The following is a 10,675-nucleotide window of genomic DNA, read 5'->3' as shown; positions in this document are numbered from 1 at the left end:
CAGTTTTCAAAAGGAACAAAATTTGTCGGAGGAACAGTGTCTTACAGCTCTTTTAAAATTCAGGCGGATCAAGAAAATTCAAAGCCAAATACATTCTTCAATTTGAATAGCAATGTTGGGTTTTTTGTTTCAGAATCCTTTGCGATAGGCCCGGAATTGGAAATTTTCACCAATACACAACCCTATTTAAACTTCAATAACCAATTTGAGGAAGTTAAAAGCAGTGGTATCCTGGGAGGGGTATTTGCGAGGAAATTTTTCAAGATATCTGAAGTGTTTCTTTTCAGTCTCGAAGGAAAAGGACTGATAGGTAATGTTAAGCAAAATGAATCAATTATTTCTGAGGAAACTTCAAGTACAAGTTTTCATCTCGCTTTCCGCCCTGTTTTTACTTTTTTGCCTTCAAATAAGTGGGCATTTGATGCCGGTATCGGTGAATTGTCATATTCAATCAATTCTCTGAACAATATATCTCAAATGGATTCTTTCATGGTTAACTTGGGACAAATAACCCTTGGTGTGAATTATTTCTTCAATAGAAAAGGAGAAGAATAGTTTTCATGGGTCCTATAATTATCGGATAAACAAAAAACCTCCCTTTTTATGAACATGAAAGGAGAGGTTTTTTTAACTGCTATCTGATTTTAATGTTTGGTTAAGCTAAATTTTTGACCATCTTCTCAAATTGTGCTTTTTTCAATCCTGCGTCTCCCCACCTGCTTCTTGGTCTTACTAAATGACATTGACCCACCCGTTGCTACTTTCTTTGATTTGCATTAAGTTGCAATCTTGAATTCACGGGTGCCAAACCTGAATGGGTTATTATGAAGAAGCTAGCATATTCATTTTTATTTTTCCTGGTCATCTTCCTCCACGGGGGCAAGTCTTTTTCACAAAATATCATCAAACTAGACAGCCTGCAGTTGGCACTCAAACGGTCAGATACAGACTCGGCCAGATTCAATACCCTGATGCAGCTTTCTGATCTTTACAAAGGCACAGATTATCTGAAAGCATTGGAATATTCCAGGCAGGCCAAAGAACTGGCAAAAGATAAAGAGCTCAGGATTTTGGAATTGTCCGCTGAAACGAGCATTGGAAACATAAACATCAGCCAAGGCCAATACAAATTGGCAGCCACCCACTATTTCACAGTATTAAAAGCCTATGAAGAACTTCAGGATACTTCGGGCATCATTTCGCTCAACAACAACCTCGGTGCGGCCTATGACAGGATGGGGGAATATGACAAAGCGCTTGCAAGTTTTTTTAAAGCTCAGGAGTACCTGAATGCTTCAAAAAACAGCGAAAACAAAAAATTGGTCCTGCCCTCGATCTATAACAATATCGGGAACATTTACCAAACCAAGGGAGATCCCAATTCAGCTTTGACTTACTATGAAAAAGCACTTGACCTAGCCCTGCAGGTTCCCAAACTCAAAGCCCGGGGTATCGCTTATAATAATATCGGGAAACTGTATTTCAACGAATTGAATGAGCCCGATAAAGCATTGGAATACTTGACAAAGGGCCTAGCTTTCAGGGAAGAAATTGGTGATTTGGGAGAAGTGGCAAGGTCTCTCGTCATCCTGAGTAATTTTCACTTTCAGCAAAAGGAATATGCTAAAGGAAAACAATACGCCGAAAGGGCACTCGAAATCGGTGAAAAAATAGGTTCTCTGGACATTCAAAGTTCTGCGTTTGGCCGCCTTTCAGAAATTGCTGAAGCAAATGGAGACTTTCAGGCCGCACTGGTTGCATACCGCAAATCAAAAGAATTTAACGACAGTATTATCAACCAACAGGCAAGTCGGGAAATTACCCGGATACAGCTCCAATATGATTTTGAAAAAGAGGAAAAACTCCGTGCGGAGGAAGCAAGCCAATCCCGATTCAAATACCTCCTGACCATTGCAGCACTGTCCTTCGGTTTGATTTTGGCGATTTTGATCACCTTGGTGGTCAGATCCAAAGCCCGCCAAACAGAAATGAAGCAAAAAAACCTTTCTTTGGACGTGGAGATCAAGAATAAAGAGCTTACCACCAATGTCATGTACCTGATCAGAAAAAACGAATTGATCAACAATGTCGCTGAGCGCTTATTGAAACTTCAGCGCCGGGTACTCCCTGAAAACCAAAAAGTATTTCAGGAGATTATTTTGGATCTACAGCGAGAAGCTGACAATGATACCTGGAAGGAATTTGAACTCCGGTTCAATCAGGTGCACAGCGAGTTTTATACCACGCTTCGCAAACTTTATCCTGACCTTTCTCCTGCAGACGAAAAGCTCTGCGCCTTCCTTAGGCTGAATATGAGCTCCAAAGAAATTGCTGCAGTAAGTCAGCAAAGCATCAAAAGTGTGGAAGTAGCAAGGGCAAGGTTGCGAAAAAAGCTCAATCTGACCAATACGAATTCCAATTTGGTATCCCATTTGGCTAATTTATAGGAGGCCAGAGGCGATTATTTTTTCTAGGGAAGATTTGTTTCTATTTTTTTCAATACACTGAAATACAAATATTTATATTTTTTTGCTAAGGTGATGTTAAGGTTGTTTTAACTGTTTTAAGTAATTATTCTAAGGTATCTTTTTCTCAGGTAGTGTTTATTCCAAGGTCAAATTATTTTTTGCCAAACTAATCCAAACTTTCTTTATGCTCCAAAATTAATGGAAGATCCTTATGGAAGAAAAGAGCCCAAATGAAGAATTGATAGACCAACTTATCAAAAAGCGAAAGCTTGAGAATGACGCTTTTGCAAAGCTCCTACATGCCATGAAAGTAAAAAATGCCAATCAACCGGGTTCAGGTCAAAGTGCCTGCAATCCAAAAAAAAATAATCCAAGAAAATAAAATTATACATGTCGCATTTGTGACACAATAACCGTTTACAAAAATGATTACCCTCCCACAGTCCAAGTTTAAATCATCCCAAACCAAGCACTATGAATAATTCTCTACTAAAGAGCACTGGAAAAGTGTTGTTTGCTGTATTTATGTTGGTATGTACAGTCAATGTGACTGCTCAAACCCAATATGACAACGGCATCAAAAAAGGAATGGTAAAGGTGAAATTTACACCTACCACTACCACACCACTTCCCCAAAGCAAAGTAAATGCAAGAAATAACCGATTGACAACAGGGATGGCCTCTTTTGATGCCGCCGCCAATTCTGTTCAGGCACATACCATGTACCGTATGTTCCCTTATGATGCCAAAAATGAGCAAAAATTGAGGAAACATGGACTTCACCTTTGGTATGTCATAGAAATAGACGAAAGCGTAGATCCAAAGACAGCCGTAGGTCAATTTAAAAAGTTGGGAGAAGTAGCCCTAGCTGAAGTCGAGCATGAAAAGATTCTGGCGCCTTATGCTGTAAGGCAACAATCACTTGGAGCGAGCTCATTTTCGGCTTTGCCATTTAACGATCCCCTTTTGGTGGACCAATGGCATTACAATAATGCCTTACAAACAGGTACAGGCGATGCAGATATCAACCTTTTTGAAGCTTGGGAAAAAACCACAGGCTCAAATAACATCATCGTAGCTGTCCACGATGAAGGAGTGGATGTCAACCACGCAGATTTGAAGCAAAATATCTGGGTAAATCAGGCAGAACTTAATGGACAGCCCGGAGTCGATGATGATAACAATGGCTATATAGATGACCTCAATGGGTATAATTTTGCCAAAAACACTTCAAAGATAGATGCCCAATACCATGGAACGCACGTGGCAGGTACGATTGCCGCTGTCAATAATAATGGAATTGGTGTCGCCGGCGTAGCAGGGGGAAATGGAACAGGCAACGGTGTCAAAATCATGTCCCTACAAATTCTTGGAGGCTCAGGTTCTATCGAGCGGTCTTATGTATATGCTGCTGACAACGGTGCTGTTATCTCCCAAAATAGTTGGGGATATACCAATCCAGGAGGTTTTGACCAATCAGTATTGGATGCCATAGATTACTTCGTTGCTGAAGCAGGAGATTTTCCCGGTAGCCCTATGAAAGGTGGAATTGTGATTTTTGCAGCTGGTAATTACAATTGGGATGGAGAATGGTATCCGGGCTATTTTTCCAGTACGATTGCAGTTACTGCCTTAGGCCCTGAGTGGAAAAAAACATCCTATTCAAACTTTGGAACCTGGACGGACATAGCAGCACCGGGAGGAGACTCAGAATATGGTGTAAAATACGGTGTCCTCAGTACGATCCCCGGCGATAAATATGCCTACCTGGATGGGACTTCCATGGCATGTCCACATGTCTCCGGGATCGCCGCCCTTGCACTTGCTAATAGAACAAAACAACTTACAAATACTGAACTCCGGTTGAAATTACTGACTGGGGTGGTAAATATAGATGAGCAAAATCCTGATTACATCGGAAAATTGGGTTCAGGAGCAATTGATGCTGAATTAGCCATTAGGAATGACCTCGGAATAGCACCGATGAAAATAGGCAACCTGAGTGTAGATGGTATTTCTCAGGAATTCGCCAACCTTTCCTGGACTGTTCCTGTGGATACTGATGATGATGTTCCAACTTCATTCCAAATGTTTTTTCATACTGACAGCATCACGGCAGCAAACCTGACTACAGCATCCAAAATCACAATTCCCAACAAATATGCTGCAGACAGTACAGTTACTTTTGAGGTAGCAGGACTTTTGGGTCTGACCAAATATTACTTTGCAATCACTTCGACTGACAGGTGGGGAAATATCTCTGAATTGTCCCAAGTGATCAATGCTACTACCAATGAAGGTCCGAAAATCAGCCTTGATGCAGAAAGCCAGGAAATCAACCTGAGCATGGATGTCTCCAACAGTACTTCTACCAGCCATGATATTGTTATTTCCAATGAAGCCGCCGGTATCTTGAGATGGAATCACCTGATGCGCCATCGCAACACAACCCTTTCCTACAGCAGTGGCAGACTCAATTATCCTATCAGTGGCAGAACCAAAACCGCAAGGGAAGGAAATATCGGAAGGCAGATTGTACCGGGCAACCAACTTCAGCTGAGAAGCAATGAAATTACCACGATGGCCTTTACTCCGGTTGATAAAGACTATGCCTATTGGCCAACCAATATCATTGGCGATACGGATATCAATTTGCCCAACTCCGCTGCTGCAAAGTTTACAGTCGATGAACCGGAAGGATTTAACCTCACCGATGTAAAGATGTACCTCAAGCATGATCCTGTAAAAGGACCTGTAATCATGGAAATATATCAAGGAGACAGTCCTGAAAAGGAAAACCTGATTTATTCCCAGGAGCATAGCAATTATGACAACAATGAGGCTTTTGCCTACATCAAGCTCAACGAACAGATTTATTTTGAATCGGGAAGTACATTTTGGATTGTATTCCACGTGCCTTCAGGAAATAAATTCCCCTTGGGAATCGGATTTGAAGCGCAGCCTAATTTCTCTGAAAACTGCTTCATGTCCTTTGATCTGGGAGCCACTTGGGCGCCATTAAACGACCTGCTCGATGCGACTGAATTTGCCTGGTCATTGACTGCAAGCAGCTACAATGAGCATTTGGGAACCTACCTGAACCTTGAACCAGGATCAGGAGATGTCAACGGTTTTGAAAACAGTGCTGTGACATTGACAGCAGACGCTTCGACACTTATCAACGGTGATTATGCAGCCAACCTGATCATTACATCCAATGATGCAGCCAACAGAGAATTGAGGATTCCTGTAAACCTCACAGTAAGCGGACATCAGCCAAAATTGAAGCATATCAATATAGTGGATTATGGAAGTGTGTTTATGGGCGATTCAAAAAGCTTTGAAGTGGTTTTGGAAAATATCGGATTCGGTAATTTCAATGACCCGGTAATCACCACGAATTCTTCCGCATTTGAATTGGATTGGAACCTGCCATGGCAAATCAAGGCCCGTGAAGAAGGAATCGTCAAAGTGACCTTTAAGCCGACAGCACCGGGAAACACCAACGGTATCCTGACAGTCACCAATGGTGCACAGACTTATGAGATTGCATTGTTTGGCGTAGGGGCAGAAACAGCTAAAATATCCGTCGCACCCGAAACCCAAAAAGTGGAAAACCTGACTATTGGAGACGAAGTGACCGCTAAAGTCACGATCGAAAACAAAGGGGTATTCCCATTGAAATATTTCATTCCGGGTTATGACACAAACGGAATCAGCGAAAACTGGCCATCTGATTACCACAACTATGGCTACACCCTGAGGTCCAACAATCCTACCGAAGCCAATCCAATCAATTATGATTTCCAGGACATTTCCGGAACAGGAATCAATATCACCAAGACTTTCTTTGATGATGCAAGCTATGTGCCTGTGGACATGGGTTTTCAGTTTCCATACTATGGGGAATACATGCAGATCCTATATGTCTCCAAAAAAGGTTTTACGGTTTTTGATAACAGTGTGCGGGCAGTAAACGTCCCAATTCCCAACAACCCTTGGAGTCCAAAAGGATTTATTTCTATCCTTGGAAGCCACTTTAACTATTTGACAAAAGGGGAGATTTTCTACAAAGTAGAATCTGATAGGGTCATTGTCCAATACCACAACGTTTGGGATGGATGGACAGAAGGTGAAAACATCATTGCCCAAATGGTATTGTTTGCCAACGGAGACATTCGCTTCTATTATGAAGACCTCAGTACTCCTGATTATAACAAGCAGTTCTTGACCATTCTCATTGAAGACATGGGGCAAAGTGATGGGGTTTTGATCAATTCTTGGGATAAACCTATCAGTTTATACAGCGGACTTGCTATGGGATTGGATTATCCGGGCCCTGCCATTATCACCGATATTGTCAATGGGTCGGGCCTTCTTATGCCGGGCACATCGCGGGAAGTGGAGATCAAAATGAACACGAGCCCCTTATCCGAGGGCATCGTCAACAGGTATGTCAGCATCATCAACAATGATCCTGATCAAAGACAAAAGAATGCGCTAGTCCAATTGGAAATCACTGCCGGAGGCGTGGCCAAGCCTGAAGTTTCGGCTGATACCGTGAAATTTGGAAATATTTTCCAAGGGGCTGTCCGCAGTTTTCCTTTTACCATCAAAAATCCGGGAACTGCAAGTTTGGATATTACAGCCATGCAATTCACAGGTTCTGAATTTGGATTGACAGGAGATCAGCCTACAGTGATCAAGCCGGGCTTGTTTAAGAATTACAGCATTGAAGTGCCTACAGCAGCCTTGGCAGAATTGGAAGACTGGCTTTTGATCAGTTATGCAGATGGAGCCCAAGATACCATTTATGTGACGGCGGCTATTGTGGATGCACCTGCGATCAAAGTTGATTTGAGTCCTGTTTCCCATACTTTGGCTTTTGGCGAAAAGGCAGAAATTCCATTCTCCATTGAAAATACAGGAAAAGCTCCTTTACAGGTTGCTCCGGTGGGTGGTGGAAATTGGTTGAGTTTCAATTCACCTACTGCACCGAGCAATGGCCTTCCGGATTTTACTTATACCTATGAAAAGTACAATAACGGTGACTTTTACCAATGGGAAGAAATCCGCAAAACAGGCACTCAAATGAGCTTTATAGATTATGAGGACTTTGATAATACATTCTGGAGAGAGCTTGAGCTTCCTTTCCCAGTGGAGTTTTATGGTCAGAAGTATGAGTCTTTCAAGGTAGGAGATAATGGTATAATCTCTTTTGGAGAAGATCCCCTTCCGGATTTATTCACGGATTACATTCCATCCAATAACCACTCCGATCCTAGAATCATGCCTTATTGGACCTTCAGCAGCTTTACGGATTTTGCACATCCCAAAGAAGATATCGGGATTTTCTACCAATTCTCTGATGACAAAATCATCATCACCTGGAGCACCTTTGTAAACAATTTTGGAGGAATGGGTGACCCTGTTTCTGCACAAATCATCTTCTACAAAGATGGTAGCATGAAGTTTCAGTACAAGAGAGAAGACGGTGGTGCGGACTTTACGTCCCAAGCTTCTACCATTGGCCTGCAGAGAAACAGCTCTGACGGGATAGCGATTTCCCAATACCAGTCATTGGACCATGGTTCGGGATTGGCTTATGTCATCGTACCTTCCAGACGCTATACCATTGCGCCGGGATCAACCCTCTCAGGAAACATTTCCCTGGATGCCACCAATATTTATGGTGGGGTTTATTCACAAGCACTCAAGATCCACTCCAATGCGCCAAACTCAGAATTACTGGAAAAACAGGTCGAATTGACCGTGACAGGTGATGCCAACATTTTGATGGCAGATTCTGTGAATTTTGGCAGCAAGTTGGTCGGCTTTGAATCGATTTACCCAATAGCCAACACCATAGACGTGGTGATTGAAAATGATGGCGCAGCACCATTTGACATCAGTTATGCTTCTTTGGCTGACGGTACAGGACCACTCAACCTGATGATGTTGGTCAATGGATTCTGGGGTCCGGAATGGACAAGGATCAATGAAATCTGGTTTTGGCCTACATATACCATCAAGCCGGGTGACAAGCTGATGGCAAGAGCTGTCTTTGAACCTTCCATGGAGGGGGATTATGCTGATGAAGTGATTTTGAGCACAAGCTTGGGCGAAAAGAGGTTTGTACTCACCGGTACTGCCTTCGAGCCTGCCAAAATCAAAGTGGTAGCCGATTCCATATTTGTCTCTATGAATACCATCCAAACGGAGCTTAGGGAAATCCCTTTTGACAATACAGAAGGAAAGTCAAATCTCAACTATCAGGTAAGCATTGATTACCAAAGAGAAGCTGAGGCAACAGGCGCGAGCTATGAAAAATTGGCGGATAAGTCTTCTACACCTGCCATTACTTTGGCTTCTTCCCCTACAGCCGAAAACTCCTCTTTGGCTAGAAATGATGCTGACTATAACAGGACCATTTCGCATACAGACAAGCAAACTCCGGACACATTTATCGGAACCGGAGGAGCGGCGCCGTTTACCCTCAGTACCAAATACAATGCAGGTCCTGAAGGCTTCAACCTATCTCATGTGGAGACTTTCCTCAGAATGGAAACCTTAGCATCAGCAGAGATTGAGGTAGAAATCCGTGCAGGAGGAAGTTCTATCGCCAATGCCAAACTTCTGACAAAAGGAAGCTTGACAATTACCGGAAACGGTTCTGATGAAGTTGGGGATTGGTATCAAATAGCATTAGATAAAGCTGTAGGAATCTATCCGAATGAAAACTTCTACGTGATCGTCACACATCCTTTTGGCAATCAATTCCCACAAGGAACCATCACAGACGCTGAAAATGTACCAGGAAGATATGCTTACCTGAATGAAGGTGAGTGGTATGAAGTACAGGAAGGAAGCATGTCCAATATAGGTTGGCTGATGTTTGCCGGTGAAATGGAAGCAGCGAATTTCTCGTGGCTTGAAATCAAATCCGTTCAGGAAGGCATTTTGGCCAAAGGTGAATCCGGTAAAGTGGAAGTAAGTGTCGATGGGACTTTTGCCAAAGAAGGTGATCAAATGGCTCATATTGTCATTGCATCCAATGATCCTGACAAATCTACGGTACGTGTTCCCCTGACATTGCACATGAACGAAGCCCCATATTTTATGAGTGCGCCAACTTCCATTGTCATAGCCGAGAATGATTCCGCTACAGTGACGATTCAAGTGGTGGATCCGGAGAAAAATGCCATCACCCTCGATGCCGCAATAGGCCGTCAGTTTGCAAGCTCCACATTTAGGGCTGATTCCCTCAAGCTGATTTTCAAGCCGAATTATGGAGATGAGGGCATGTATCAATACAAGCTCACCGCCACAGATGAACATGGCGCCAAGCGCGAATTGATTATTCCTGTAGAGGTACTTCACACCAATCAGGCGCCTGCTTACATCGGTGCAAGTGACGCATTTGCGGTCTTCAAGCCGGGTATTCTTACTGAACATGAACTAGCTGCTTATTTTGCAGACCCTGATGGAGATGAATTCACTTATACGGTAAGCAGTAGCAATGAAGCTGTGCTGTCGGTATTTGCTTCCTCCTCCAAATTCATCATCAAAACGGGTGAAAATGGAGAGGCCGTCATGACCTTTACACTTACTGATAAGTTTGGGGCGGTGAGAAAAATCGACATGACTGTCAAAGTCGATCTGATCAGTGGGCTTGAAGACCTTGATGTACTCTTCAGCATCACAGCCTATCCAAACCCAACCTCAGGAATAATCCGGGTCAATGTAAAAGGAGAGGTCAGCAATACCTATTCACTGAGATTGGTCAATAGTTTGGGAGTGCCTTTGGTAAGCAAAGAAGAATGTGACCCAACTCAAGATACAGTGGTTGATCTGAGCGCTTTGCCTACAGGCGTATACCTCCTGGAAGTGACAGATAGGAGAGGAAAGAGCATGAGAAGAATTGTAAAAGAATAATAAAATGGACTCTAAAAACCTTGGTCAGCTATCAGAACAGTTGTTTGATTCACCCAACAGGTCTAATGGCCTGGCTGATTATATCTAAAATAGTTTAAGTTCAATTTGGTAAAAATGCCCCCGAATTATCGGGGGCTTTTTTTGCTTGAAATTGTAGCTGAAGGTATTGACCAAATTATCCAAAAATAAGAAGCCCTTGAAAACCGGAATTTTCAAGGGCTTAGGTCTATGAGTTCTCTGAAAAACTCGAAGAACTGAATTTATCAAAAGTT

4 protein-coding genes are annotated in these 10,675 nt (G+C 42.7%); all 4 read left to right on the top strand.

What is annotated here, in order from left to right; translation table 11 throughout:
• Positions 1-555: hypothetical protein (locus ACZFYI_RS09215; protein ID WP_462523833.1), on the top strand; the 555-nt coding region annotated here is incomplete at its 5' end.
• 269 nt (positions 556-824) lie between these two features.
• Entirely contained in the window at positions 825-2,447 is a 1,623-nt protein-coding gene (locus tag ACZFYI_RS09210; RefSeq protein ID WP_462523832.1) for a tetratricopeptide repeat protein, read from the top strand.
• 232 nt (positions 2,448-2,679) lie between these two features.
• Positions 2,680-2,850, top strand: a complete 171-nt coding sequence (locus ACZFYI_RS09205) for a hypothetical protein (protein ID WP_462523831.1) — start codon at positions 2,680-2,682, stop codon at positions 2,848-2,850.
• A 92-nt stretch (positions 2,851-2,942) separates the two neighbouring features.
• Positions 2,943-10,403 (top strand): S8 family serine peptidase, encoded by a 7,461-nt coding sequence (locus ACZFYI_RS09200; RefSeq protein WP_462523830.1) that lies wholly within the window; start codon positions 2,943-2,945, stop codon positions 10,401-10,403.
• Positions 10,404-10,675: the final 272 nt, after the last annotated feature.

The organism is Aquiflexum sp., from assembly GCF_977115555.1.
Note: the sequence above shows the minus strand (reverse complement) of the source record. Positions and strands in the feature narration are given on the sequence as shown.